Raw genomic sequence first — 25,828 nt, forward strand, 5'->3', positions numbered from 1 at the left:
CTCTTATATATATATTGATGTATATGAGGGATTCTTTGTCTTTTGTAGAGAATGAGTTGCGCATACGTTAATTTTAAGGTTTATAGAGAGGCGGCCAATGAATAAAACAGACCGTTTGTTAGCCATAGTGCTGGAGTTGCAACGAAAAAAAGTGGTACGAGCCGAAGATTTGGCAATCCTATTTGAAATCAGCGTGCGGACCATTTACCGCGACGTTCAGGCTCTAAGTGAGGCAGGCGTGCCGATCATTGGAGCCACAGGAACAGGATATTCTTTGATGGAAGGCTATTTCCTGCCGCCGGTCAGTTTCACGGTAGAAGAAGCCGTAACCTTGCTCATTGGAACGGACTTTATCGAGCAACGATTTGATTCTGATTACCGTCTCAAGGCTCAAGCCGCTCGCGGGAAAATCGAAGCTATTCTACCGGAGAGCGTTCGTAATGAAACCTCTCGAGTACGCAAGGCTATGCGCTTGCTCCCTTCCGATAAACCGATTACGCCTTCAAAAGAAAGGGAATATCTCGAAAAGATCCGTCGAGCAATATTAGACGAGCGAAAGATCAGCTTTCGTTATATAAAAAGACTTGTGGATTCCGAGGAGAATCGCCATAGTTTTCGTACGGTTGCTCCCTATGGACTGGTGCTCGTTCAAGGATCGTGGATGCTAGTGGCTCATTGCGATCTGCGCCAAGACATTCGACATTTCCGTTTGTCCCGAATATCGGCACTTATCGATCTGGAGGATCGCTTCGAACTGCCCGCCCATTTTAACCTAAGGGAGTACACCCCTCAGGATGATCGGCACATGCAAGTTAGCCTTCGATTTAATCAGGACATGGCTGATAAGGTGAAGGAAGCGAACTACACTTACATGGAAGACATGGAAGAGCAGCAAGATGGGTTGTACGTAGTCTTACGAGTTCGCCAACTGGACGAATCGCTGCAATGGGTGCTTAGCTGGGGAGCGGATGTGATGGTACTGGAGCCTGAATCATTCCGGAATCGGATTCGCGAGGAAGCCGAAAAAATGTTAAAACGCTACTGACATACTGTTGTCAGTAGCGTTTTTTTATAATCGTAGTAAGTAAACATAAAGGAGTGGGAGATAAATGCGAAGTATTCTGGCCCAAAATGATATGATACGGTATTGTATCATTTATTATAGGAAGGATGGTATCTCGTGAATTTTGCATCTGTACGCATCATTACCGACGACGTGGATCGTCTCGTCGAGTTCTATGAGAAAGTCCTGGGTGTTTCGGCGGAACGCCCCGCACCCGTCTTTGCCGAACTCGTTGTGCCATCGTGCACCCTGGCGATCGGCCACTCCCAGACGGTGCAACTGTTCGGCGCTGGTTCCGCAATGGCGGCCGACAATCACACTGTCATCATCGAGTTTCGCGTCCACGATGTCGACGCCGAATACGAGCGCTTGAAGCCGTTTGTCGACGAGTGGGTAAAGGAACCAACCACGATGCCGTGGGGGAACCGTGCTGTGCTGTTTCGCGATCCCGACGGCAATCTGGTTAACCTATTCGCGCCTGTGACCGAGGAAGCGATCAAACGGTTCAGCGGTAGGCGTTGACGGACAGTTGAAGTGAGTGAGGCCTCAATTTGGGGAGTGACAACGATTCGTATGGCCATTTTGGCCGAATGTGCCGATAACATTTCTCCGATGATAACATCGTCTTTCCCGGTATGACAATGAACCCGAATGGGCCAACACGACTACCAATGTGTATATAGCTTATGGTAGAAACTATTCCAATTTGTGGTCATTATCATTTAGTAAGTAAGAATTTTCATGAACAAGTCAAAGGAGCAGCTACGGCTGCTCCTTTACTGTTTTCAGTTCTGCTTGCTTTCTGGTGTCAGCAGAAAATAAAGTATTAGACTGGATGTCTTTATTCCATGCGGCTTTTCGAATTGTCATACCGTCAGACTTCATTGACTAAGTTTTAGACTGACCTTAGAAATTGAAACAGCGACAGCAAAGGACTAGAAAATAAAGTCCTAGACTGTCGCTATTTCATTGAACTAACGTTCCTCTTTTTAAACCATATTCAATTAACCTGTCCATTACTTGAATGAAAAAAAAAGAGGAGCTGTAGCGCTACAGTCTCCTCCGCTATAGTTCGCCGTTAACGTAATGACGCTGTATCACTGTAATAGCCTTAAGATTTGAATATTTCTGTTGTTTCTCTTTGAACATAATCACTCAGTATCACTCTTTCATTAAAAAAAGCTTTAAAAAGTACTACTGCTTGATCAGAGTTCAAAACTTCATTTGTCCTTACTTTTATTTCTCCACCGCTATAGGGAACCTTAGTACTTGTCTTGATCAGACTCTTAACACCTATTACAAAATGCCTAAAATCGTTTCCGCTTTTATCTGGTGATCTGTATTCTATTGTCATTTTTGACTTAGAACCCGCACATTGAATAAATAAAAAATCATTAAACGATAATGTACAAAAGGAACTTGTTATGTTGTTCATTTGTTTGAGGAAATTGATAACAAAATCAATATCTGGATCAATATCTTCCATTACATGGTTATCTACTTCATATTGAAATTTCAAGAAATTCAGCCCCCACAGTTGTTCATTATATTATGAATATTCGCTTGTAAACTGAACAATCCTGCCCGTTAGTTGAGAAAAGGCTGCCAGTTTACTCGGCAGCCTTTGACTTGAAGATTAATTACGCTATAGTTCTTTCGTTAGCCTTAACCTTAACATTCATTCGTGCAATATGATAAACTTGGACTGAGGTGATCAACTAATGCCATCAAACAAATTAATGCTGTCAGGTATTTTTCTCTTTGTACTGATGTATTACGTTCAAAACAATATGCATATAAGATTGCATCTGTTTGAAGTAATAATTCCACTAATTGGGGTTGTCCTGTTTATTCTCGGACTAATTACGAGGGACAATAAATAGTCAACTGTTAAACTAAACTGCCAGCCCGTTACTTGAATGAATAAAAAAGAGGAGCAGCCACTAAGCATGCTCCTCAACTATAGTTCTTTCGTTAGCGGAACGGAAATTCAGCAAAGACCAGAGTAATATTACAAACCTGTACCTTCTACAAATTCCCTGAAATAGGGTATTTCCTTTAGCTTTGGGTATTTATCAATTAAGGACGACAGATATTCGTTAACACTTTCAAAACACCCATAAATAAAGTCGTCTTTCTTTAAAATGTTCACTTTAGAAATAGGAATTTCCTTTTGAATTGACACTTTTTCTCCATCGTACCAAATATATTTTTCAGAAAAAAAGTCTTCGCCTTCGCGAACTGCAAAGATAATATTTTCTCCGTTGCCGTAATCAACACATACGAGTGATTTGCTGATTTGTCCAGTGTATTCTTCGATAACAACCTCTTTTTCTTTCTTCAGGTTAACAATCCCTTTAATAAATGCTTCCAGCATCGGGAAAACAGGTGTAGATATTCCTTGATTGGAGATAGAAGAAGTACCTTCATAATACTTATCATAATACTCTGAGCGGAAATTAATAAAAAAGGATTGTCCATCAATTTGAATATCTAACTTACCCCAAAAATCAAAATCAATATGTCCCTCTTTAACTATCTCAACAATGTTCTCAGTTGGTTCTGTTTTAAAGACAACTTCAAACCTAGCCATGCTTACCCTCCAAACAAATGGTCAGTTCTTTTTCACTCTCCGAAAGCCCTTTTTTGCCTAGTATCGTCTTCTGGGAATGAAACTAAGTAGAGTAAAGGACTGGATTTCCCAGCCCCTCCTCATCAAACCGTACGTGCGGTTTTCCCGCATACGGCTTTCCGACGTTCTTCATCTAGGGCATTACGGTTTTTCCATGAGCATACTGTTTTCAATCCTGCACGTTGAAGCAGAATCTGCATCTCCGACCAATTCCGCTTGCGCTTCCTATGTTTGTTATTCCAGAACAGTCTCAATCTCCTCAGGATGTACCAGTCCACTTTCCCAAGGAAACGGTTTGCCATACTTCGATCTACATCCTGATGAGCATAATAGTTGCGCCATCCTTGAATCATTGGGTTCAGCAGCTTGACCATCATATTTAACTGACAGTTTAACAGGCCTCTGGATGCCGTTTCTTCCTTCACACGAGTGCGCATCTTCTTCATTGCTTTCTTCGATGGAAAGCTTCGAAGTCGATACTTTGTCCCGGTTTTATGAAGGTAAGGCATCTTCCGATGATGAAAGCCAAGGAAGTCGAATCCGTCCTGGTTCTTCCATAGACTCACTAGCTTTGATTTAGACGTGTTCATGGTCAATTCCAGTTTCCCAAAGATCGCTTTAAGTGTCTGAATCGATTCTAGCGCCTGCGGTTTGTATCGACATAGAATGACTAGATCGTCCGCATACCTTATCAGCTTTCCGAGATGGGAAAACCGTTTTTCCCATATCGTATCAAGGTAATTGAGATAAATATTGGCCAGAAGAGGAGATATTACGCCGCCTTGTGGGCTTCCGATCTCCGTTTTTTGCCATATGCCATCCTTCATTACACCTGCTTCAAGCCACTGTCGAATTAACTTCAGTATGCGCCTGTCGCAGATGCGTTCTTCGACCAGTTTCATCAGCTTGCTGTGGGAGATATTATCGAAGTAGCCTGTTATATCTACGTCGACCACCCAGTTAATGACGCCCCAATTGATGCTTTCCCGGATGCTTTTTATAGCGTGGTGAGCCGACCGTTTGGGGCGAAATCCGTAAGAGCAATCTTTAAAATCTGCTTCGAATATGCCTTCGATTACCAGTTTGGTTGCCATCTGAACAGTCCGGTCACGGACTGTTGGAATACCCAAGGGACGTGTCTTACCGTCCGGCTTCGGAATCTCTTTCCGTTTAACCGGAGACGGTCGGTATTCCCCATTCATTAGCTGTTGCCTGATCTCTTCGATGAAGGATTCTTCGCCAATATCTCGAACGATGAATTTAATCGTTTGTCCGTCAATACCGGCACTACCACGATTGGTTTTCACTCTTGTCCATGCTTCTTGCAAGATATCTTTTCGGAATACTTTGTCGTACAGTGCATGAAACTTACGCTTTGGGTTCTCCTTAGCCGCAAGATAGAGGGTATTTTGGAGTTGTCGAGCGTTTTCACTGGTGGCGTTAGCCGTGTATTCGGCATTCACTTGCTCTTACCTCCTTAATATCCCGTAAACGAAGTGGGGTATTGCCTTTCGGCGCCCTTCCCTCCCCGGGGTTATGTTGTCCGCCGGATCTTTGGTAATATGGCCCCCTCCGACTCCCTTCCCGCAGCTTACCACTTCACCTTTGAGGCTTATAAGTTTGCTCGTTACGAAAAAAAAAAAACTTCGTGCGGGGGAGGGCCTCCCTAGTTCCAGACACAACTATCTCTACATGCCGATCCCTTTACACCGGAGGGTTCTTCTACGCTGCATTCCAAGTTCTTCGCGCGTTCCATGGCCTTCGCCGGGGCAGTCGTGGCTCGGCTCCCTCTTGTCCCTTTCGGGTTCAGTTTCACGATGCGGTAGGATTCATTTTCATTACGGCCTGCAGATTTGCTTCATCGCGCAAAGCGCGACTTTTCACAGGGCTTCAGCCGCCGGATTTCGCCGACGTATGCCTGCTAGCTACGGGGCGGCTTGGTCCTTACCCCGACTGAACTTGCATCAGTAAGTTGTGCCTAGCTTGGCTAGGCGCGCACTGCCCGTCCCTCGGTTTTAAGGATTTATCTTACATTTACTCACTCATTCGCAGGATTTCGTCGCCATGTATAACAGCTGTGCTCCAGAAAGTAAGCTTATTAGACACCGTCGTTCCATGTTTGGATATGCGGGAACAGAAGAAACGTGTGGAACATTTCTCCAAGTGCTATTCTTCTGCACGCATACTCCACTTTCTCCTTGGTGTTCACCATCCCATGGCTCAACGGGTCTATGCCCTTACATTCCTTCGTTACACCTGACCAAGGCGTGGAGACCGATAGCGTTTAGCGGACGGGTCTGAAGCCCTTGCCGGGCAGTAGCTCGGTTCTCCGTGCTTTCTTTTTTGAAATCCTGCGAATGAGTCAATCTATGTGATCATTAAGTTCGTTTTAAGCAGCTTGCGTAAACGTTGGAGCAGCTATCTCAGGAGAAAAAGTTTCTCCTTTTTGAACAATACTAATGATGATTCGTGCCAGTTTTCCAAGCAGTTTAAATACAGACTGTTGCTTCTTCATATGCTTGATTTGAACATTATTCTCATGTAACTGTCGGAACACAGGATTATTCCCTACGAGCTGGATCGTGGCTAGATATAGATATTTTCGCAGTGTAGCATCACCTCTTTTAGAAAGCACGATCTGTCCTTTACGTTTTCCCGACGTGCTTTCGGCTAGGTTCAAGCCTGCTTTACGTAATAATTGGCGCCCATGCGCATACTGTCTAAGGTCACCAGCACCTGAAAGAATAGCTGCCGTACAGATTGAGCCTAGTCCTTTGATAGATCGAAGCTGATCGGCCATAGGAATTTCACTGAGCAATTTTTGGATATCTTTTTCAATTTCATTTAGTATTTCAACAATCCGTTCGAACTCTTGCAAGAGTCGGTGTAAATCCTGATTCGCTTCATTGAGAGCAGTCTTGTCGCCTACACTTCGCTTAGCTAGAGAGATAAGTTGCGCAGCTTTCTGCATGCCAGTGGAACCACCGGCTCGCTGCATATGCGCTCTCCAAGCGGTGATCACCTCAGATACGGACAGAGACTCTATATCCTGCGGAAATGGGAATTCCTTAAGCGTAGCCAAGGAACGTTTGCAGGTCCAATCTTTAAACACAGAAAAATACTCAGGGAAGCGAATATCTATCCAGCGGATGATTCGGTTCTGCAGCCGTACACTATTTGTCACCCAATATTCCCGATCACTCATCATTGTTCGCAACCTTTGAAAGACTGCAGCTTGTCGAGAGTATTCATAGTAAAATCCTCGGCTGACCACGTCGGCAATGACAAGCGCATCCTTCGGATCATTCTTAGATGGACTATTGTCGCGATTCTCCTTGTTTCTTTTGGTGGTGGCCGGATTCACCATGACAACGTTTATGCCTTTGTCAGCAAGCCAATTAGCCAGGTTTGAACCGTAATGTCCAGTCGGCTCCATGCCAATGATGAGTCCCTGTAAACGGTGTTTCTGTTTCAGTCCATCGATCCACCGTACTAATTTTTCGAAGCCTTCAATTGTATTTGAAAATGTGAGATGACGCTGAGAAAGTACGATGCCGCGAAAATTAGTCGCTTGTGCGACATGAGTTTCCTTCGCAATGTCGATGCCCACAACAAGATGAGAAGTGGTAATTCGTTCAATACGTTGATTTTGTCCGTCTGTTTGTTTAAACTTCATAGTGAGAGCGCCTCCTTGATGGTATTGGGTTATAAACCCGTCGACAAACCCATCATACCGAGGCGCTCCTTTTTTGACAAAGGCTATTTCTTAGCCCTAACAGGAATGTTTACTTCAACAGGCTGCCGAGTAAGCCGGCAGCCTGTTGATATTGTGCTATTGTTTCGCGTTAGATCGATGAATCATTTGTGTCCATAACCAGTCCTATCGCTTGATAACCCCAGTAGTTATCTTCAAGTTGGCTGCATAGGTCAGAAAAACGTCATTTTTAAAGACTTTAGATACTAATGATTCCACTTTATATTCATTCCTTGCTTCTTCATAAGAAGCACCTCTTTGAACTAAATTCGAAATAAATGTTTCTTCTACTCCTGGATCGGCACCAAATCCATCTTCCTTTAGCGAGGTATATAGAGTATCCATTTTTAATGTGTCAGAATTCGGATCTAAGAAATTAACTCTGTCGCTGACTCTACACTCAATTTGCTTTACTCCAAGCTGGCTTAGGTAAACAGGTACCTTTATCCCGATATTACCGTCTTTGCCACTACGCTTCATGTCACTTTCAAACAGCTTCTGAAGAAACCCTAATTGGACTAACTCCGATGTATTGTACCCATCAAGATAATAGTTTGCCATAGTTGAGATCCAATGTGGTTCAAAGCAAATAATTCTGCCTCCATTAATCAAACACCCTATCATTCTTTGAAGAATTTCCTTCGGATTTTCAACATGCAATAAAAATGCATGGCAGACTACAATATCATAATTCTGCTCGAAATCCATCTCTTGAATATCACCAAGGATAAATTGAGTTTTATATGGCGTATCTTTAAATACTTCCTCCGCATGATCAATCAATTTATTTCCGAAATCGACTCCCGTGTATGTAGACTCTTCTGGCACCAATGGTAAGAGTTTTGTCCCCAAATACCCATAGCCACACCCGAAGTCGATAATCCGAACTGGCGATGTAATTTTCCATACACTTTTAATAAGGAACTCTAAGTAATCATCATTGTAATATAGCCATCTAGTTTTACTTAAATAATCGATTTTACTATCCCAATAGTAGTCACTCATCTTCTAACCCCCTATTATGAGAAACATCCAGTCTGAATATTAGCACTTAAAAAAGTTTAAAGATAAAATATTCCACAATACTGCCAGTCCCTCGGAACGCTACTTGCAGCAATGAAAGCCAGCGATGGATCGGTTCCATCGCCTCGCTAGTGTATTTCGATAGTTGAGTCTCCAATGCAAATCAGAGTGGCAATACGGTGATTAGCTCGTCTCCTAAAATTTCGCCGTTGTCACGGAATCCGAAGCTTTCATAAAGCTTTTTGGCGGGCAAGTTATCTACCTTATAAGAAATCCAGCAGTAATGTGCAGGCCCGGCAGGAAAGGTGCGGATAAATTCCAAGATTTTTTTCATAGCTTCCCGACCGTACCCCCGGTTCTGGTGGTGCTTGTCAATCATCAGTCGCACGATGCAATAGCTGTCGTGCGCGATTGACGGAAGGTCGTATCCGGTGATTCCATAAGTCAACATAACAAAACCGACCGGCTGTCCATCCGAGTAAATGGCAAATGGAAATGGATGTCCCCCATTGGTTGTAAGGACATAGCATGAAGCCGCGCTTGACAGATTGGACGCAACGAAGCGCCTTTGTTCGTCTGATACTTCCAAGTTAAATATGGCGCGTCGGTTTTCCAACGTTATCTTTCTGAGCGTAATCATGAGGTCTTCTCCCTTCATCCCTTATCGTTTTGCGCCGCGGTCGCATAAATAACATACAATTTTATCCAAAAAATGAATAGACTTATGTTGATTTTTTTTATATACTATTATGTATCCATGACTTTTTTAGGGGTATCCTTTTGTCATATTCGCAATTGGTTAAACGGCACAATGTTGTGCCGTTTTTTTTTTACGTAATCACCCCGATAATTGAATAGCAAAAAGAGACCCCGTTTGGTCGCAAGGTGGTTTGACTTTAGTGAAATAACTTATGATGCAAAAAAAGTTCTGTCTGGGAATCCTTTTCCCTCTTTATAGCATCTAGCAATAGCTGAAACGGCCCTCATGAATGTATGGTCATTTTTTGTATTTGGCACTTGCTCTAGTTCCCTAAATTCTTCAACAACCTTGTCAAATTCAATTCTTCCCATTCGTTCTTCCGTTGGACCAAATTTATAAATTACCTTCTCTGAATCATCGTACTCTTTGATCAGTATTACATATGTCGCCAAATTCCGAACCTACCTTTCGATTATCAGTTACATAATCCAGGATACGCACTTTTCCATTATCTTTTAAATATAGATGCCCGTTAGCACAAAAGGCTGCACGCAGCAGCCGTTTTAGGTTTGTTCAACTATTTTTTCCGTTGCTTAACGCCAACTCGACAGTACTATATAAGATTAGTACTTATAGTAAGCGAACTGAATTTATATAATGAGTTTAATGAATTAATTAAAAGCGGGGTTTGCATATGAAGGTTCTAGAGTACGTATCATTGATGATACTTGGTTTAATAATAGGTTTTATTTATATGATTTTATCTTTAGTTATTTTAATGGTCACTTATTCATATTTGAGAGAATTTGAAGAAATGATTAAAAATATTTATCTTTATTATCTGCCAATAATTATCTTACTTATTTCGATACTTTTAAAACAATACAGATCTTCTATTACTATACTTATATCCATTATTACAGAAGCATATTTATTTTATTTATGGGAAGAAATGTGGAACAATACAACATGGACATTTTAACTATTCCTAAATTTAATATATTGTCACTATGTAAACCTGACCTTTACTTCAACGGACAAAAGCAGCTGATCATGTGCCGGCTGCCGTCGTGATTGAACTATAGTTCTTCATTTGTTTAATGAAATGCCTGGATCCATTACCTTGAAATGTTTTATGAGATAGAGGGTGAGTTCCCGATCAGGATTGTTTTTTTTAGAAGTAGTTACCTTTATTGAAATACTAAAAATCATTCTTTATTAATTGTATCCAGGATCATTAGAGCAGTTTCATTCACTTCTTCAAGTAATTCACCTTTAGTTGGTGTATTAGCAATTCTAATTAAATCAGTCTTAAATTCCTGAATTAAATGTATTGGTAGTTCCTTCACGAAATATCTTAGGCTCCACTCTTTCCAAATATCATCATTTGTTATTAAGACATCTTTAATATGTGGTATTGTCTCCTCTGGATGTTTAAGTAAAAGTTTCGCAACTTCTGAAGAGATTGGCCAATTAATATCTTGAAGCCATTCTACAAGATTAGGAATAATCGCGATCAAAATAGAATCGTCTAAATTACGCAATTGATTAACTCTTTCAAAATCATGTTTATCTCTAGGTAGATAAATACCAAAATCCTCCATGAAAGTCCCCTCAGATTAGTTGAATTAATTTAGAACAGATTTTTTTAAATTTATTGTTTCACTATCGTTATCCGTTAGCTAAATAACAAGACCTCGTTCTGAGGTCATCTATCTTCTGAAAAAACATATTCTTTTTTGGCTTCTTGTACCTTTTGGGTACTGAGTATAAAACTAACGATTGCTGCGCCGCTACAAACATAAGGGAGCAGTGAATATCCCCAATTAGATATGACATAACCTCCAATCATTGAACCAATCGTGATACCTATATATAAAGCTGTATTATTCCATGCCATTGCAATTCCTCGTTCTTTTGAATATTCCATTGCTAATCTTGCTTGATATGATGTGAATCCTGCATAACCAACCAAAGCCCATATAAACAGAAAGAAATAAACCCAATCGCCAGATGAGAAGAATATCCCTAAACAAATGAGTATAAGAGTCAAGAAAATTAGTGTAGCCTTTGAAATTTTTCTTTCTCCAAACTTATCTGTTAATTGTCCACTTGTAAGGCTTCCTAAAACCGCTCCGATACCATAAAAAGTAACAGCTAATGCGATTTCTGATGACGAGAATCTATTTTCGGAGTAAAGAGCTGCTCCCAAATAAACATAAAGAGTGTACATCGAAATTGCCCAAATGGTAGTAACACTTACAGAACCTAATATTCGAAGAAGATTTCCTTGTAGTAGATTTATGGTTGAATCACTTCTTGGAATAGAAACCCATGTTTTGAAATTCACTACTGCCAATATTGCTCCTATGGCAGCCATTACAACAAATACTGAACGCCAACCTAGAAAATGCTCCAATAACGTACCGAACGGCGCTCCTGCCCAAAGAGCCGTTAAGTGTCCTGAAACAACAATTGAAAGCCATGTTCCCCTCCGATTTGGTGGTGCAATATCACTAATGATTGCATAAATCAAAGGGGTAATTGAAGCGACGGACAAACCAGCTAAAATACGGCTTATAATTAACCATAAAAAAGAAGGAGTAAAAGCGGTTAGTGTATTAGAAATAGCAAACAGCAATAAACCAAACGTAATAAATAATCTCCGTCCCTTTTTATCTGAAAACCAACCAAAAAAAGGAGCTGAAAAAGCATATGTAACTGCAAAAACTGTTACCATCCATCCAGTGGTCGATGTACTAACCTGATATGCTTCCGAAATGAACGGTAATAACGGAGACACCACAAATAAGTCAGTACCCATAAGAAACAAAGTTATCCAACCAACACTTAAACTTATCTTCCCTTGTAACTCCATTAAATCCCCCCCCATTGAAATGTATATTCACAAAGGGGCATAAAAAGAGTTAGGTTGGAATCATTAATGATGAAACATATCACTACAAAAAAAAGGGGCTGCCGAACGCAGCCCATCTTATCGAACAATCGAATCCCTTCGTTTAATAATCAAGAACTTACGCTATTGTCGTAGCATACTCTCTAATCTGTCCTTCACGAAAAGCCATTCTTCATCGATTACACTGTAATACACAGAGTCTCGCACATATCCATCATACATGATGCGATGCCGACGAAGCACTCCTTCCTTAACAGCACCTAATCTTTCAATTGCCTGTTGAGACCTAAGATTACGACCATCTGTTTTTATTTGTACACGAATTGTCCCTAGTGTTTCAAAGCAATGCTTCAAAAGAAGATACTTACACTCAGTATTTATACTTGTTCGCCAAACTGTCGGAGACAGCCATGTCCAACCAATTTCCAAACTCCGATTAGGTATGGATATATCAAGAAAACGAGTGCTTCCCACAACTTTTCCTGAATCATTATCATAGATAACGAAAGGAAATTCAGTTCCTTGTACTTTTGCTTGAAGCGCTCCATCCACAAGACATTTCATATCTTCAATTGAATTTATTTTCATTGGCATATACGCCCATATATCTGGATAGTTTCCCGCATCAAATAATTCCTGTACGTGATCAACTTCCATAGGAAGTATCTTAACCCTTTCTCCTATCAGTTCTACTGGCGTTATCTCCACGATAATTCTCTCCTTTTTATGAATATTGAATAGTCATTTCGTCTCTTTTATGCCTTCTCCTTCTTATTCAGTTAAACTGCCCGATAGTTCAACAAAGCCAGCCTATCGTATTGACCGGCTGGCTTCATGTTTTTATTCAGCTATCGGTCTGCGTTAGTTAAATAACAATTACTATTCTAATATTATTTTTCCATCGAACTTTTTATAATCTTTAAATACCCTTTCGTGATGCTTTGCAAAAAGCTCAGTTGAAGCTTCTGGTAGATTATCTAAAGGGTAAAACTTAGCATCCACGCTTTCATCTGTCTCTTTTTCAAGCGTCCCCGTCCATTCATCCACTCGAAACAGATACTCTATTATGTGATGCTCGTTACCCCAACGGTCTGTGAATGTTTGTGTTGTTGGAGAAGAATAAATAGCAATTAATGTTGCCTTAAGAACATCAAGCCCTGTTTCTTCTTTAACTTCACGCTTCATCGCGTCAAACACTGATTCATCTAGTTCCATGGCTCCTGCAGGCATACCCCACTTTTTATCACCACTACGCTTTATAAACAATGCACGACCTTTTTCATCAAGTAAGATTGCCCGTACTGAGTTTTCGATTATCTTTTGTGTGCCAATGACTTTGCGAAGTTTGCCTATATAAGAGTCGTGCCAACCACTCATTTTTTTCATCCCTTGGATTATTCTGGATGTGAATATAATAGTGTTTTAATCCTATTAATAAAACAACTAATTTTAGATGGATTCGTTCTAATATTGATATTGAAACCCAACCACGTTTGTTGAATTTGTATTAACTATCCTGGCATTCTGTTCCCTTATTTTGAACTATCGTATCCGTTAGTTCAACGTTTTTTTACATTCATTTAGATTTAGAAAGGTCAAAACGTGCGATTTCTTTTTCTTCGATTGAAACAATTAATGTCGCATCGAGGGCATTGATTAATAACTTGTTTGGTAATATTCCAAATATATGATGGCGTTAAGTTTTTCAGTGACTCCATCTGAATTGTTCTATCCGATAAAGCCAAAAATATCAGCACCTTTTCTAAACCACTTAATCCTAAAAGGAAAAACTCAAAAAGTGGAATCCTATATTTATTAAGGGATTCCACTTTGTTCTTTTCTGTGAAAATGCTCTAAGAAGAAGGGGAGTACCTGCGAAGCTCACCATTGCCAACTCCCTTAAAAAGTTTCATATTAGACGTGTATTGGAACAAATCGAAGGGATCACAATATGTTTTCGCCTGATCTTTTCTGTCTGGAAGAACAAATAGCGGGGAATCCCCGCTTTGAACGATTTGCGTTACTTCAACCAGCCCTTGTAATTATGTTTTTTGGTCCACTGATCACCCAATAATTGTACGACTTGCTCGTTTGTGAGATTTTTCTTATCTACAGTTGCATATAATTCATTGAATTCTTCCTGAGTAACAGTAATTTTCCATAACTGATCAACCATATATTTACGAGTGGTTCCCAACTGAATTCCTTTCACCTTAAAAGGAACCTGTCTTTCATTCATATAAATAAACATCTCCATGGCGGCGTAGACATGGTTCAGCTTTCTGTTATCTTTGGTTTTTGATATTACGTATAAAACCTTTGCTGTTTCATCAATTGTTCCATCCCTCTCGGGGATAGCCTCTTTAGTTGATTTATTGTTGCTAATTACGTCTATTCGTTCAACTGATACTTTATCTGCTGCAATAATCTTGAGGTCATGTATCAAAGCCTCTTCTGTCACACTACTACCGACTGGATCAATTCGATTCGAGATCAAAGTGATAAAAAAGTACAATAATATAAGAGCCGAAACTCCTAATAAAATATAATAAATGAGACGTTTCTGTACTACCATGATTGCCCCTCCCTTTATTAGAAAAGCTGAGTCCTCATAAAATGAGAACTCAGCTGTTATGTGGTAATTGTCCCAGCAACTTGACCTCGTAATACATTCCGAATTCGTGAAGTGATTCATACTCGTAGGCATTAAAATTTTCAATTATGGCGATAAGTCGATCGATGACAACTTGAAATCCTAACTCCTCCAAGAATTCACGGACGACGATTTCCTCCGTCGGCTCATTCACCTCAGCTCTTCCGCCAGGTAAGACCCAAGCGTCACCTTTCTTGTTTCTTTGAAAAAGAATTTTATCACCATTACGTAAAACCCCTGCGACTCTGATACCCGGTAGCCTCGTCATGTACTCATGGAGCTATCGTTATCCGTTAGCTTAATTGTCCCTTGTTGTAATCCCCTTTAAGGATTCCGTATATTTCTAAATCAACAATTCCTTTTCCAGACCATATAGTGGCTTGTCTTATTATTCCTTCCTTGAGGAACCCGTTCTTTAGAAGCACCCCTTTTGAGTTCCCGTTTGATGGCATAACTTCCGCCTGGACTCTATTTACACTTACAGTTTCAAATAAAAATTTGACAAGTGCATTAACAGCTTTTGAAGCAATCCCTTTTCCCCAAGATGACTCCGCCAAAAAGTACCCAATCGTTACCATGCTTACCTTTTGATTAAAATCCATTGCCTCAATGATGCCCACCAATTTGGCGGGCTCCTCTTTGGTGAATATTCCCCATTTAACTCGTGCTTTTTTAGTAAAGTCTCGTTCAAAATGTCCTATCATATTTTTTACAGTTTCAATATTGTGCTTCGGAATAATACCACAGTATTCAAATACATGGTCATTACTGTATATCGCATATACATCTTTGAGGTTATTTAACTCAACCTTCCTAAGCAGCAAATCCTCTGATTCCAGATTTGGGAATTGGTCAAAAACCATTTGAATGTTCAAAATAATCTTGCCTCCAAGATTGAAATTATTGGTGTACTCTTTAGGAAGTGCCACTTCCGTATTTTTCTTATAACTTCTACAAGATCAGGTTATTTCCTCTATCTGGTATTGGAGATAAGCCCGTTTGCTGAGAAGGCTGCCGATCTATTGATTTCGGCAGCCTTCTCCTGATGTTTATTGAGCTATCGTTTCCGTTAGCGTAACGCGGCTGTACCAGTTGTTTCATTTAGCAGTTGTTTCATTTCATGTAGCGATATTCCAGGAGATTCTTCAAATTTGAGATTTTCTGCAGCAGCTTCTCCCCGACATTGGTTTCCCTCACCAGCTTCCGCTCCAGTTCTTTGTCCACCAGCCTTTTTACAGACAATACGTCCGTTCCGTTACATAACACATCTTCTTTTGAATTAAATTTCTGATGGGCAACGAGCTGCATGCCAAAGGAATTATACAACAAGGTATATCCGGCGATGCCCGTTGTGGATTGATAGGCTTTGGAAAAACCGCCGTCAATGACAACCATTTTCCCGTTTGCTTTAACGGGGTTCTCTCCACGAATTTCTTTAACTGGCGTGTGGCCGTTAATGATATGTCCATAATCCGGATTCATATCAAACTCCAGCAGGATTTTCCGGCAGATCTCCTCATTTTCACGCAAATGGTAATAAGGGTTCTTTCTCTCCTTATAGGTTTCTTTATCTTGGATAAAGTACCGTTCAAAGGTGGTCATTTCTCTCTTTCCAAAGAGCGAGGAACATTCCCCTGTCCAGATGTACCATACCATATCCGTAGCCAGATCATCCGTCTCTTCCGGATGCGCAAAGGCGTAACGTAAATAATATTCAAAAACATCGAGCAGCTGACGGCCCGAATACGTCATGTCTTCAATCTGCATTTCTTCCATGTTTCCTTCTTCATCCAAGGGAATACAGCCGTGAAATAACAAATTCCCGTTGTATTTTAAATAAAGGCTGCCCTTTTTCATAAGAAAATTCATATGTCTGGCCAGCTTTTCGGAATGCTGAACGGAGAACAGCAGCTTTTCCATCACCTGCTGTTCTTCCTCCAGCAATTGTTCAGGCTGCTGCGGATTTACGGTTGCGAAACAGGTATTTTCCAGCGGGTAAGTTTTTCCGCCAATCTTGATTTCAGTTTTGTCGTAATCGATTTGCTCAAGCAAAAGCCTTTCAGACATATTAAAGTATGGGCGTCTCTTGATAATCGGGATTTCAAGCTTAAACTGGATCATGGCAATGGCTTGATGAATTTTGGTAATCTGCAGGATTTCCTGCTCCGAACCGTTATGGTCGGTCTGCAGCTTCGGTCTAAAGGCCGGATTGTCATCATAGTATTTCTCCGCCAAGTTCAGCAGTGGGCGAAGATTGATTCCATATACGTCTTCGATGATGTCCAGATTGTCGTATCTGGCGCAGATCCGGATAATATTCGCAAGGCAGACCAGGGAACCCGCATAGGCGCCTATCCACAGGACATCATGGTTCCCCCACTGAATGTCTACAGAATGGTAGTTGATCAGCATGTCCATAATTTTATCGGGGTCCGGCCCGCGGTCATAGATATCTCCGACCACATGAAGATGGTCAACCACCAGGCGCTGGGTCGTATAAGCAAGGCCGATAATGAGCTTGTCCGCCTGGCCCAAGGAAATAATTTGCCGGTATATTTCCTCATAATAAGGGTCCTTATTGTTGGTCGAATCCGTCTTGTATAGAAGCTCTTCTACAATATATACAAACTGCTCCGGCAGAGCTTTACGCAATTTCGAGCGCGTATATTTGGAAGAGGCATAAGAAATGAGCTTAAGCATTTGTTCAATCGTTTGTCTGTACCATCGGTTCAAGGCTTGTTTATTGTACAGGTCTCCTTTAACCAGCTGTATTTTTTCTTCCGGATAATAAACTAACGCCGTAAAATCATTGATTTCATGATCCGTCCAAACCTCACGGAACAAGGCTTTGATTTTCTCTTTTACGGTACCCGAACCGTTTCTTAGTACATGCTGAAAAGCCTGGAACTCCCCATGCAAATCACTGACAAAATGCTCAGTTCCCTTGGGAAGATTGGAGATCGCTTCAAGGTTGATGATTTCTGTTACAACTTTTTCTTCCGTATCATATTTCTGGGCCAATAAATCTAGAAACTGCGCATCCAAAACAGATGTCCCCCTTCAAGGAAATATGGTGATGTATAAGAGGTTTTTTAAATGGGGCTAGCCGCGTAACGAGGTTCCCTTTGGTACTCTTACTAACAGCTATTATAACTGAAACTTCCCACGCTATCCTGCCCGTTACTTGAATGAACAAATAGAGGAGCTGCAACGATGCAAGCTCCTCCATTAAAGTTTGCCATTAGTGCAAAGAAGGTTGGGTTAGATTCAATTCTGGATTGAATAATTTGTTTTTCTTTAGAAATGTCTTTAAACTGTGGGTTTTAACATGGACTGCAACAAGACCATTTTCTTTTGTAAATACAAGTAGAGTTGGAAAATAAGTTTTGGACGGACTAATAAACATCACTACTTCTGTAACTGTCCCAGTAATCCAACCGTTATTAACTTTGTAAGGGGGCATAAGCGGAATCTTAATGGCTATGCCATCGTTTGGTTCGATTTTAAAGGATTTTACTGTACCATTTGCAGAGGATAACAATTCTTTAACCTGGTCCTGCAACGAATTTGAGTTTTTAATTATAAGGATTATCTCACCTTTCTTAATATCGAACACTTCTGCTCCTTCTGATGCCCTAACTGTTTGAGTAAAAAGGAGACTAAATGCAGCCACAAGTAATAACATCCGGACTAGCGTTTTCAACAATAATCAACCTCCACTAGAAGGTAATATTCCCCATTCTAATGAGAATAATTAACCTTCTACCAATTGAACTATGCTGCCCTTTAGTTTAACGAATCAGTTTATAACAATGAATTACTCAATTCATTGAACATATAAGGCAATTATTTATTATTATTTTTTGTATCTGGGATCTCCACCACAATTAGACTTTATAGTCTAGTAACATTCACCTCAAACAAACTCAGTTTGTTTGGCGGTAGAAACCTGGTCGAAGCTCAGCTTAGCTCCTCTCTTCAAGGTTTTTTACGTTCATCGTTCTGGCGAATACCAAAGCCATAAGGGCAGAAAGAGCAAACAGCCCCGCAGCTGCTAAGTAAGCGATCCGGACTCCGAACAAATCGGTGATCAGCCCCATAATCAGTACGGAAACGCCGAAAGTAACTGCAATGATGCTACCCTGTGCTGCAAATACTTTTGGCAATTCCGATACTGCCACATTTGTTTGAAAAATGGTTCTTTGTGCGATATCACGCAATTGGTATGCAGGCCCCATCAGCATGCAAAGAATCAGCGCAACAGTCGGTAATGAAGTGAGCGCGTATCCGAGCGTCATTAAACTGAATATCAGGGAGCCGGCAATCATTGATACAATTAACCTTGGTTCAACCCACCGCGATAAAGCGATGACAAGCAGCCCACCCGATATCGTTCCGATAAAATAGCTGGCATTTATGAATCCGAACCAGTCTGTTCCTCTATGGAGCACTTCGTTTACGTACACTAAACTGATGGCTCCCGCCCATACGCCATTGGCGATCCCCTCTATAACATCCATCATCATCACGATCCGCAGCGTCGGCGTTCTCCATATGGTCGACCATCCCGTTTTCATGGACTCCAGGCTGGAAACTTTCTTGTCATTCCCTTTTTCCACAACAGTGTCACCCTTTACCCACCAGAGCGATACCGTGGAAATGAGAATCAACACAAGAGACAGCCAAAGAGTATTCTGCCAGCCTAATAAAGCGACGACAACACCGCCGACAGCCCATCCTGCCATTTGAACGGTTTGATCTGTGGTTGAAAGCAGGCTGTTTGCTTTCACCAAGCGCGCAGGATCAACGAGTCTCGGCACCATGGCATTATGAGCCGGCCTGACTCGATATCAATACCGTCCGCAGCGCCAATTAATCCATGATTATAGGTGCTAGCAGCCCACTGATTAACAAAGCCGTCACACGTATAATGGGGATCATACCGGTAATAAAAGCAGACTGCGTATACTCTTGAACGAATACAATAATAGCAACGATAAAAAATACATCCGCCAAACTGGTAAATGATTGGCCGATGACAAAATTCCAAAAAGAACCTTTAAATCGCATGCGACCTCACCTTTTCTGGCTCCTAAGCCTTAGTCCAACGCCTACTTCGATAGAACAATGGGCTACCCCGCGGTAGCCCTTTTTGTATTGAACGATAGTATCCGTTTGAATAAAGATAGATCTGATGATTATTGAACTCTCATTTTTCCGAGAGAACTTAATGGGATACCAACGTTAACTATCGAACAATCCCCTTCGAATCAAGTTTGCGGTAATCGGCTGCTTTCCGATTTCTCGCGACCATACGGACAATTGGCCGATGTGGTGGATCTCATGGGCGAGAACATGTCGCATAATCTCCCCGTATTTAAAGCTCTCTGATTCGTCTGTTGCGTTTTCGTCCGCTAAAACAAGAGTTTCCATGCTGCTATTCCAAGCGTAGATGAATGGAGCGATTTCCTCATGGCAACGTGCGGAATATTCTCTTAACTTTTGCACATTGGCATAGTCCTCGAAAGGCGGCTCTTGTGGCTCCGGCTTTCCTTGCAATCCGCTTATCCAACTGTACTCGACATCCACAATGTGAAACAGCGTATAGAGAATGCTGCCCGGGCCCCCTGTGCTTCTCTCTAGCAACTCTTTTTCGGTCACCGAGTCGCACCAGTCAAACCAATCTTTGCGTACTTGCCAGTTATACTCGAATAGTTTCAACATGGCGTATAGCCTCCTGTATTTTTCTGCGACGTAGGGTCTTTTTATTATTCTCGAAATCATGAAGCCTTCCTGCCCTTTAATTCAATAAAATGAGCAGGCTGCCGAGGACACCTGCTCATTAATGTTATTATTCAGCAAACGTTCTGCGTTAGCGGAATGAACTAACGTAACACAGTTTGAAGGTTTGGGAATGCTTGATCGACTTCAGCGTCGCAAGAAATACGTCGAGCCCCTTGCGGCGGATCTTCCCCTGCAGCCTCGAGCACTGTTTTCTTATACCAGTTGCTGTCACAGTTCCTCTGAATTATTATTGGGGTCTTCATGCCGCTCATCGCCCCCGCATCTCGTTGACCAGCCGTTGCATAGCCTTTTTCATGTCCGCCGGCGGCAGCTTCACCCGTTCCCCGTGGCCGGGAAGCACCCATTCGAAAGTTTCAGCGGCAAGCCGTTCCATAGAAAGCCCCTGCTCTTCCCAGGAATACCAGCAATAATCGTCGAACGCCTCCATCGCCCCTCGGTGCCGGTCCCATGCCAAGTGGTCACCCGTGAACAGAAACCGTTCCCGATACAGCAGTACCATCGAGCCACGTGTGTGGCCCGGAACGACGACGATTTTCATCTCGTTATCCCACTGTACATCCTCGAAGCCCTCGATCACATGTTCCGCATCGGGTTGCGCCTCCCTCTCGATCGCATGGATGATGCGCTTCGCGCCGAACCGCTCCGCATACAACTTCGCATCCGCCACATCGTCCCGGTGCGTGAGGAAGATTGTATCGATGCCTCCCATTTCCTCGAACCTTCGAGCCAAGGATGGCACGAAGCGCGGCGCATCGACAAGCCAATTGCCGTTCGGCCGTATGATAAAATACGAGCTGCCGCCGAACGATTTGGGCGACGTATATCCGCAATAATGGACACCGTCCTCCAGCAGCAACGGAAAGTCGGCCATCGCCTCGGCGATGTCGCTCTTCTCCTCGCTCACTATAGCCGCTGTCGGACAAGCGAGCAAGGCTTGCAGTGCCTGCTTCCGCTCGAGTCCCGTTTCAGGCTGGTGGGCAACGATGGAGAATCCTTTAGCTTCGGTGAATATCCTCGGCGCGAGCTGGCGGCACGTATCGCAATCGATACAGGCGGACGTGACGTACAGCGACCCGGGCACATTCGTATCCAATCGGCGATGCGAGCTCATGCGGTCAGCCTCCGTTTCGGGTTAAAATAACTTCCCTTTTCCCTTACAATACTTCGCCCCAGACTTTTCACCCACCTGCTTATCGTGCGACGTCTGGCTAATATCCGTTAGTATCGATTTGTGGTAGATTTTAATATTGAGTAAGCTCTTAAAATATAAAAACCAATTTACGTTTGTGTCATCGGAACGACACAAACATAGGTGCTATTGTGACACAAACATATGTGATTGCAAAATTCGGCCACCGCGGCCGGATTTTATTAAGCTATTGTCTTCCGTTAGCTCAATACCGTGACACATAAATACGGTCAGTATCGATATCAATCACGTAATCTGACTTTACCCACTCCTTATACTGTGAAGACAGTCGCTCATTAGCAAACGGTGGTGATGAATGTGATAGTCGAAATAGTGGTTATTTCGAGAATAAGCTCGGCGGGCCTGATCGGCGGTCGTTGTTCATTATGGCAGCCGAGTGACGTGGATTTGAAGGTTTGAAAATTGCCCCAGAGCACCTTAATAATCTAGTAGACGTCCATTATCATTCCATTGACCGTACATTTTGTTTTCTCTAGTATTTGTTATGAATTTATCTAATCTGCTCCTAAACAATTCTGACTGATTCTTATTGCTTTGTATCGTGTCGATCCGAACTCTATTATAAAGATCTGGAAATGCCATGAAATTATCGTATACTTGCTTTTCCTCTTTTAGCCTTGGCTCTATATCTTCATCTATTCTAAAAGAATCGTGATCCATATCAGGAAGAGCCCTTCTTCCTTCGTCTCTCATTAACCTCAACTTTTCGAGGCGACGGACACGTTCTTTATTTAATTCAGTCCATGAACTTTTTTTACTTCTAGGAGATAGTCTCTGAGCCAGCTCCGTTTCAGAAATTTTCTTCTTGACTCCATCGATCCATCCAACGCACAAAGCTTCCTCGACCGCGTCCAAATATAACAGCACATCGGGGGTGGGCGTCATACTAACCAAGACCCAGCAACACTTTTCAGTCTTGCAATTGTTCTGCAGCCAATTTCTTAAATCTTCTCTCGATTTTACCGGAATAAAATTTTTCATTTCCATAGTAAAATACATTTTCCTTTCTAAATTGATTACAAAAGGAATATTAAAAAAAATGGTCTTTAGTTGCAAGACCATTTTTTATGAGCTACCGTTTGTTGGAAATCACTTTATCAAGAAATTTATCTGCGTCACGATTAAATTTCCAAACAACACCAAATTTATCAACCAACATTCCGAAGCAGGAAGACCAGGGCATTTCTGATAACGGCATGATAACATAACCACCTACAGACAAATGAGAAAAGTAATTTTCCAGTGTCTGAATATCATCAATAACGATACTAATCAGTATATTGTTGCCTTTAACCAACTCGCCCGTTACACTCTTCATCGAAGGTAGAATATCCGACATCATGATTTTCCCGCCTGCGAATTCGATGGCAGACTCCATGATCATATTCAATTCATTTTCTGGCAATGGATAGTTTGGATCTTGCGGAAAATCGCTGAATCTTACTTTTTTTACCTCATTTGCATTTAAAGCCTCCGCATAAAATTCAATCGCTTGTTCTGCGATTCCATCAAAATTTAAATATGCAATAGCTGACATAAAGTCATACCTCCTTCTTGTGATAAATGAAGTATAATGTATAAGTGGTGACATATGTATGTCACCTTTTTCAAATAAAGTACAAAAAAACAGAGGGGAAAATATGGAGAAGGTTGAGAGATTAATATCCATTATCATGATATTGCTCAAAAAAGATATCGTTTCAACAAAAGAATTTGCACAATTATTTAACGTTTCCAAAAGAACGATTCTTCGTGATATGGAAACACTGAGTTTATCAAACATACCGATCTATTCTATCCACGGAATTAATGGCGGCTACGGCATTATGGATGAATACAAGGTTGATAAACGTCTTTTAAGCAGCTCCGACTTGGAGAATATATTAACTGCACTCGGCGGATTGGGACAAATTCTAATTAGCGAAGAAGTTGAAGTGACCATAAAAAAAATAGAAGCCATGGTTAGCCCATTGTCTCCGAAAGGTTCAATCCGACTGTCATTTTATGATTGGGAGGGACGGTCTGATATTCTTCAAACCTTGAAGATATGCCAAGAATCGATATTAAAGAGAAGGTTAGTTTCATTTAACTACATGGATAAAAATGGATTCGCTACGAATAGAATTGTCGAGCCTTATCAGCTTCATTTTAGTGAATCGAGTTGGTATTTGAAGGGATTCTGTTTACATCGTCAGAGATATAGAACATTTAAATTATTCAGGATCGATCATCTTGTTATGGATGAAAACACATTTAACCCTAGAGATTATTTATTGGAACAAGAACATGAAGCAAGTTATCAACCGCAACTAGTCGCTATTAAGGCGTTGATTTCGCCTAGCATAAAAGATCAATTCATTGAAAGGTACGGTCGAAAAAGTATTGAAAACTATAGTTCTGAATATTTCTTAGCCACCATCTATGTTCCTCAAAACAGTATTGGCTTTCAATTTTTAGCGAGCTTCGGGACAAATCTGGAAATAGTAGAGCCGAAAACCTATGTTGAAGAATTTCGAGATTATTTGAATAAAATGGTGGAGAAGTATATTTCAAAAGGCCCCCATTAACATCAAAATGTTGGCGGGAGCCTTGAACCTAACAAGAATGAGTAACATGCAATTTGCTTGAAGGATTTGTAATAAAACTGGTATAGAAGCACTTACATGAAATTAAACCGCCTAGTCTTTAATCTGCGCAACTTCCTGCGAATCCGCCAAAAAGTAATCAACTGCCTCTTTCGATATCTTATCATCATTTTCCCACTCGATGGCTAACTGACTTAATACTGTACTAATCTCATCAACTTTACTTTTATCTAAACCGTCACCCATCCTTAATTTAATTAGCAACCCGTCATCTTGATGTAAAAGCAGATCTCCGAGATATTTTACTAAGTCTTTTTCCATAGTATCCTCCCTAAAACAAACCTTAGTTCGAATGCGTAAAAGAGCCAGATGCTCACTGCAAGCTTAAACAATTATTCGAGAAATATGATTAATTCCCTCCTTATTTCCAAGAGGATTACCACGTTATTCTGCCCGTTACTTCAATGAACAAAAAAGTGACCCACAGCAACGGGCTATGGGTCATAACTATCTATATTTTAAAGGGGGTCAGTTTTATTATAGGCTTGATTCATTAAAGTCATATGAAAATAAGATTTCATTCTTGTTACATTTACTCAACTAACGTTCCTCGTTAGCTTAATCGCCGGAGTGGCCCTCAATCAATTTATCCCCCACCTAATGACAAAGATTCGTTCGTCTAACTAGCATCCTGCTAAAAAAAGCGTTCACCCAGTAGAGCGAACGCCTAATTACTTCAAGACTCTATATTGTTACTTCAAAACTTATTTGATTTGTCGACGAATATAACAACGGACGTCCGGTAACAGAGTTGCGTAATTGTATTACCAATTAGAAGTGATTAAACATAAAGCCAAAGATTTCGCTTACTCAAGAAATGAATTTAACATCCAAACATGCTTTTCCAAGGATGTGTGAATAGCCAGCAACATATCTGCCGTTGTGTCATCGTTGAGAGATTCTGCTAATACCATCCCGCCCCTTAATTCTACAATCATAATTTCAAAATCTTGAGCGATGGTTTTCACCATTTGATCCGCATTTTCTGTCCCGGTTGCTTCTTTCACTGAGGAATAATTTAAATAATCTACCATTCTCGCCATCGGCAGCCCCTTAATTGCAAGTAACCGTTCTGCTAAATCATCACTGTGAAGCGCAACTTCGTTGTATAACTCTTCAAATTTGAGATGAAGCGTAAAAAACTGATGTCCTTTCACATACCAGTGGTAGTTATGCAGCTTGGTATACAGCACATTCAAGTTTGCTATTTGTTTATTCAACACTTCTTGCAGTGTTACGGTAGTTGAACTCATCATATCTCGTCTCCAAAATTCAATTTATTTTTTCTATAAAATATTTAACTATAAACTATATTTCCTCTATCTCCAGATTCCAGTACTGCCTTTACGATCTCCAAACCAAAGCTTCTTCTATGCTCTAGTAATGAACCAAACTTTTGCTTTGCCAATTTAAATCCCATCCTTTT

The 25,828-nt window shown here is 41.2% G+C and carries 26 protein-coding genes and 1 pseudogene; 3 read left to right on the forward strand and 24 right to left on the reverse strand.

Annotation, left to right across the window (positions count from 1 at the left end; genetic code table 11):
• The first annotated feature begins 97 nt into the window (after nucleotides 1–97).
• Both QFZ81_RS31715 and QFZ81_RS31720 read left to right on the forward strand, forming a co-directional pair.
• Entirely contained in the window at nucleotides 98–1,045 is a 948-nt protein-coding gene (locus QFZ81_RS31715) for a helix-turn-helix transcriptional regulator (RefSeq protein ID WP_307605887.1), read from the forward strand.
• 135 nt (nucleotides 1,046–1,180) lie between these two features.
• On the forward strand, nucleotides 1,181–1,585 hold the full coding sequence (locus QFZ81_RS31720) for a VOC family protein (protein ID WP_307605889.1): 405 nt from the start codon (nucleotides 1,181–1,183) through the stop codon (nucleotides 1,583–1,585).
• 589 nt (nucleotides 1,586–2,174) lie between these two features.
• On the opposite strand, the gene QFZ81_RS31725 is transcribed toward QFZ81_RS31720, so the two are convergent.
• The 22 genes and pseudogenes from QFZ81_RS31725 to QFZ81_RS31830 all read right to left on the reverse strand — a co-directional run bounded on the left by QFZ81_RS31725 (nucleotide 2,175) and on the right by QFZ81_RS31830 (nucleotide 23,294).
• Nucleotides 2,175–2,582, reverse strand: a complete 408-nt coding sequence (locus QFZ81_RS31725; RefSeq protein ID WP_307605891.1) for a hypothetical protein — start codon at nucleotides 2,580–2,582, stop codon at nucleotides 2,175–2,177.
• A gap of 492 nt (nucleotides 2,583–3,074) precedes the next feature.
• Entirely contained in the window at nucleotides 3,075–3,656 is a 582-nt protein-coding gene (locus tag QFZ81_RS31730) for a hypothetical protein (protein ID WP_307440752.1), read from the reverse strand.
• Between the two features lie 122 nt (nucleotides 3,657–3,778).
• Nucleotides 3,779–5,158, reverse strand: coding sequence for a group II intron reverse transcriptase/maturase (ltrA, locus tag QFZ81_RS31735; protein ID WP_307605893.1), 1,380 nt, complete (start codon nucleotides 5,156–5,158; stop codon nucleotides 3,779–3,781).
• A 926-nt stretch (nucleotides 5,159–6,084) separates the two neighbouring features.
• Entirely contained in the window at nucleotides 6,085–7,371 is a 1,287-nt protein-coding gene (locus tag QFZ81_RS31740) for an IS110 family RNA-guided transposase (RefSeq protein ID WP_307603425.1), read from the reverse strand.
• Nucleotides 7,372–7,575: 204 nt separating this feature from the next.
• Nucleotides 7,576–8,454 (reverse strand): class I SAM-dependent methyltransferase, encoded by an 879-nt coding sequence (locus tag QFZ81_RS31745; protein WP_307605895.1) that lies wholly within the window; start codon nucleotides 8,452–8,454, stop codon nucleotides 7,576–7,578.
• A gap of 181 nt (nucleotides 8,455–8,635) precedes the next feature.
• On the reverse strand, nucleotides 8,636–9,112 hold the full coding sequence (locus tag QFZ81_RS31750) for a GNAT family N-acetyltransferase (RefSeq protein WP_307605897.1): 477 nt from the start codon (nucleotides 9,110–9,112) through the stop codon (nucleotides 8,636–8,638).
• A gap of 269 nt (nucleotides 9,113–9,381) precedes the next feature.
• The gene (locus QFZ81_RS31755; RefSeq protein WP_307605899.1) at nucleotides 9,382–9,624 is read right to left on the reverse strand and encodes a hypothetical protein; all 243 of its coding nucleotides are present in this window, start codon (nucleotides 9,622–9,624) and stop codon (nucleotides 9,382–9,384) included.
• Nucleotides 9,625–10,380: 756 nt separating this feature from the next.
• Nucleotides 10,381–10,776, reverse strand: coding sequence for a DUF5071 domain-containing protein (locus QFZ81_RS31760; RefSeq protein WP_307605901.1), 396 nt, complete (start codon nucleotides 10,774–10,776; stop codon nucleotides 10,381–10,383).
• Nucleotides 10,777–10,880: 104 nt separating this feature from the next.
• Nucleotides 10,881–12,050, reverse strand: coding sequence for an MFS transporter (locus QFZ81_RS31765; protein ID WP_307605903.1), 1,170 nt, complete (start codon nucleotides 12,048–12,050; stop codon nucleotides 10,881–10,883).
• Nucleotides 12,051–12,212: 162 nt separating this feature from the next.
• A complete protein-coding gene (locus QFZ81_RS31770) occupies nucleotides 12,213–12,797 on the reverse strand; it encodes a GNAT family N-acetyltransferase (protein ID WP_307605905.1) in 585 nt (194 codons plus the stop codon).
• Nucleotides 12,798–12,968: 171 nt separating this feature from the next.
• Complete coding sequence (locus QFZ81_RS31775) at nucleotides 12,969–13,466, reverse strand: NUDIX domain-containing protein (protein ID WP_307605907.1); 498 nt, start codon at nucleotides 13,464–13,466, stop codon at nucleotides 12,969–12,971.
• A gap of 643 nt (nucleotides 13,467–14,109) precedes the next feature.
• Nucleotides 14,110–14,664 (reverse strand): hypothetical protein, encoded by a 555-nt coding sequence (locus QFZ81_RS31780; RefSeq protein ID WP_307437995.1) that lies wholly within the window; start codon nucleotides 14,662–14,664, stop codon nucleotides 14,110–14,112.
• Between the two features lie 49 nt (nucleotides 14,665–14,713).
• Nucleotides 14,714–15,010, reverse strand: coding sequence for an NUDIX hydrolase (locus tag QFZ81_RS31785; protein WP_307437994.1), 297 nt, complete (start codon nucleotides 15,008–15,010; stop codon nucleotides 14,714–14,716).
• A gap of 25 nt (nucleotides 15,011–15,035) precedes the next feature.
• Nucleotides 15,036–15,617 (reverse strand): GNAT family N-acetyltransferase, encoded by a 582-nt coding sequence (locus QFZ81_RS31790; protein ID WP_307605909.1) that lies wholly within the window; start codon nucleotides 15,615–15,617, stop codon nucleotides 15,036–15,038.
• Nucleotides 15,618–15,855: 238 nt separating this feature from the next.
• Nucleotides 15,856–17,787 carry a fructose-1,6-bisphosphatase gene (locus tag QFZ81_RS31795; RefSeq protein WP_307605911.1) on the reverse strand — a complete coding sequence of 644 codons (1,932 nt, stop codon included), beginning with the start codon at nucleotides 17,785–17,787 and terminating at the stop codon, nucleotides 15,856–15,858.
• A 196-nt stretch (nucleotides 17,788–17,983) separates the two neighbouring features.
• Nucleotides 17,984–18,448: a hypothetical protein gene (locus QFZ81_RS31800; protein ID WP_307605913.1), complete on the reverse strand. Its 465-nt coding sequence runs from the start codon at nucleotides 18,446–18,448 to the stop codon at nucleotides 17,984–17,986.
• 259 nt (nucleotides 18,449–18,707) lie between these two features.
• Nucleotides 18,708–19,571, reverse strand: a pseudogene (locus QFZ81_RS31805) (MFS transporter); the annotation flags it as partial.
• A 43-nt stretch (nucleotides 19,572–19,614) separates the two neighbouring features.
• A complete protein-coding gene (locus tag QFZ81_RS31810; RefSeq protein ID WP_307605915.1) occupies nucleotides 19,615–19,812 on the reverse strand; it encodes a hypothetical protein in 198 nt (65 codons plus the stop codon).
• Between the two features lie 174 nt (nucleotides 19,813–19,986).
• On the reverse strand, nucleotides 19,987–20,466 hold the full coding sequence (locus QFZ81_RS31815; protein WP_307605917.1) for a DinB family protein: 480 nt from the start codon (nucleotides 20,464–20,466) through the stop codon (nucleotides 19,987–19,989).
• Between the two features lie 328 nt (nucleotides 20,467–20,794).
• The gene (locus tag QFZ81_RS31820; RefSeq protein ID WP_307605918.1) at nucleotides 20,795–21,658 is read right to left on the reverse strand and encodes an MBL fold metallo-hydrolase; all 864 of its coding nucleotides are present in this window, start codon (nucleotides 21,656–21,658) and stop codon (nucleotides 20,795–20,797) included.
• 516 nt (nucleotides 21,659–22,174) lie between these two features.
• The gene (locus tag QFZ81_RS31825; RefSeq protein WP_307605920.1) at nucleotides 22,175–22,744 is read right to left on the reverse strand and encodes a YdeI/OmpD-associated family protein; all 570 of its coding nucleotides are present in this window, start codon (nucleotides 22,742–22,744) and stop codon (nucleotides 22,175–22,177) included.
• 85 nt (nucleotides 22,745–22,829) lie between these two features.
• On the reverse strand, nucleotides 22,830–23,294 hold the full coding sequence (locus tag QFZ81_RS31830) for a VOC family protein (RefSeq protein ID WP_307605922.1): 465 nt from the start codon (nucleotides 23,292–23,294) through the stop codon (nucleotides 22,830–22,832).
• Between the two features lie 103 nt (nucleotides 23,295–23,397).
• Between QFZ81_RS31830 and QFZ81_RS31835 the strand changes: the two genes are divergently transcribed.
• Complete coding sequence (locus tag QFZ81_RS31835) at nucleotides 23,398–24,324, forward strand: helix-turn-helix transcriptional regulator (protein ID WP_307607092.1); 927 nt, start codon at nucleotides 23,398–23,400, stop codon at nucleotides 24,322–24,324.
• Between the two features lie 111 nt (nucleotides 24,325–24,435).
• Here the strand turns inward: QFZ81_RS31835 and QFZ81_RS31840 are convergent, their stop codons facing one another.
• A complete protein-coding gene (locus tag QFZ81_RS31840) occupies nucleotides 24,436–24,663 on the reverse strand; it encodes a hypothetical protein (protein WP_307605924.1) in 228 nt (75 codons plus the stop codon).
• Nucleotides 24,664–25,208: 545 nt separating this feature from the next.
• The gene (locus QFZ81_RS31845) at nucleotides 25,209–25,658 is read right to left on the reverse strand and encodes a Dps family protein (RefSeq protein WP_307437992.1); all 450 of its coding nucleotides are present in this window, start codon (nucleotides 25,656–25,658) and stop codon (nucleotides 25,209–25,211) included.
• Between the last annotated feature and the right edge of the window lie 170 nt (nucleotides 25,659–25,828).

The sequence above is a fragment of the Paenibacillus sp. V4I9 genome, assembly GCF_030817295.1.
Taxonomy (GTDB): domain Bacteria; phylum Bacillota; class Bacilli; order Paenibacillales; family NBRC-103111; genus Paenibacillus_E.

Bases quoted from the DNA above. Each gene is read 5' to 3' on its own strand.
- QFZ81_RS31810 (WP_307605915.1), bottom strand. From the start codon at position 19,812: ATGCGATTTAAAGGTTCTTTTTGGAATTTTGTCATCGGCCAATCATTT.
- QFZ81_RS31825 (WP_307605920.1), bottom strand. From the start codon at position 22,744: ATGGAAATGAAAAATTTTATTCCGGTAAAATCGAGAGAAGATTTAAGA.
- QFZ81_RS31785 (WP_307437994.1), bottom strand. From the start codon at position 15,010: ATGACGAGGCTACCGGGTATCAGAGTCGCAGGGGTTTTACGTAATGGT.
- QFZ81_RS31820 (WP_307605918.1), bottom strand. From the start codon at position 21,658: ATGAGCTCGCATCGCCGATTGGATACGAATGTGCCCGGGTCGCTGTAC.
- QFZ81_RS31740 (WP_307603425.1), bottom strand. From the start codon at position 7,371: ATGAAGTTTAAACAAACAGACGGACAAAATCAACGTATTGAACGAATT.
- QFZ81_RS31830 (WP_307605922.1), bottom strand. From the start codon at position 23,294: ATGTCAGCTATTGCATATTTAAATTTTGATGGAATCGCAGAACAAGCG.
- QFZ81_RS31765 (WP_307605903.1), bottom strand. From the start codon at position 12,050: ATGGAGTTACAAGGGAAGATAAGTTTAAGTGTTGGTTGGATAACTTTG.
- QFZ81_RS31840 (WP_307605924.1), bottom strand. From the start codon at position 24,663: ATGGAAAAAGACTTAGTAAAATATCTCGGAGATCTGCTTTTACATCAA.
- QFZ81_RS31775 (WP_307605907.1), bottom strand. From the start codon at position 13,466: ATGAGTGGTTGGCACGACTCTTATATAGGCAAACTTCGCAAAGTCATT.
- QFZ81_RS31815 (WP_307605917.1), bottom strand. From the start codon at position 20,466: ATGTTGAAACTATTCGAGTATAACTGGCAAGTACGCAAAGATTGGTTT.
- QFZ81_RS31780 (WP_307437995.1), bottom strand. From the start codon at position 14,664: ATGGTAGTACAGAAACGTCTCATTTATTATATTTTATTAGGAGTTTCG.
- QFZ81_RS31715 (WP_307605887.1), top strand. From the start codon at position 98: ATGAATAAAACAGACCGTTTGTTAGCCATAGTGCTGGAGTTGCAACGA.
- QFZ81_RS31845 (WP_307437992.1), bottom strand. From the start codon at position 25,658: ATGATGAGTTCAACTACCGTAACACTGCAAGAAGTGTTGAATAAACAA.
- QFZ81_RS31835 (WP_307607092.1), top strand. From the start codon at position 23,398: ATGGAGAAGGTTGAGAGATTAATATCCATTATCATGATATTGCTCAAA.
- QFZ81_RS31750 (WP_307605897.1), bottom strand. From the start codon at position 9,112: ATGATTACGCTCAGAAAGATAACGTTGGAAAACCGACGCGCCATATTT.
- QFZ81_RS31730 (WP_307440752.1), bottom strand. From the start codon at position 3,656: ATGGCTAGGTTTGAAGTTGTCTTTAAAACAGAACCAACTGAGAACATT.
- QFZ81_RS31760 (WP_307605901.1), bottom strand. From the start codon at position 10,776: ATGGAGGATTTTGGTATTTATCTACCTAGAGATAAACATGATTTTGAA.
- QFZ81_RS31745 (WP_307605895.1), bottom strand. From the start codon at position 8,454: ATGAGTGACTACTATTGGGATAGTAAAATCGATTATTTAAGTAAAACT.